1 pseudogene is annotated in these 407 nt (G+C 40.8%); it reads right to left on the reverse strand.

The annotated features are described in order from the left end of the window. Window positions 1-353, reverse strand: a pseudogene (locus tag RVS70_RS22890) (DNA-directed RNA polymerase subunit alpha); the annotation flags it as partial. Window positions 354-407: the final 54 nt, after the last annotated feature.

Consider the following 407-nt stretch of genomic DNA (forward strand, 5'->3'; position numbering starts at 1 on the left):
ACATCACTATCGTGTGTAATATCAGCTGCCGTTACAGTTCCTTCACCCTGTACATCAATTTCTAGCGTCTTCTCTTCATCAGAGTATATTTTCAATGCAAGCTTTTTAATGTGTAAGATAATCGTTGTAACTTCTTCCACAACGCCTTCAATTGTCGAGAATTCGTGCAGTACACCATCTATCTGGATTGATGTTACAGCGGCACCAGGGAGTGAGGATAAGAGGATACGACGTAAGGAGTTACCCAGAGTTGTACCATATCCACGCTCAAGTGGCTCTACGACAAACTTACCAAATTTGGCATCGTCGCTGATTTCAACCGTTTCGATTTTTGGTTTTTCAATCTCGATCATTACTTAAAACCCTCCTTCAAAACGTCGAAACCTCGAATAGAATCATATGAGATT

Origin of the sequence: Virgibacillus sp. M23 (assembly GCF_034190895.1) — a bacterium.
GTDB classification, from domain to species: Bacteria; Bacillota; Bacilli; order Bacillales; family Amphibacillaceae; genus Virgibacillus; species Virgibacillus salarius.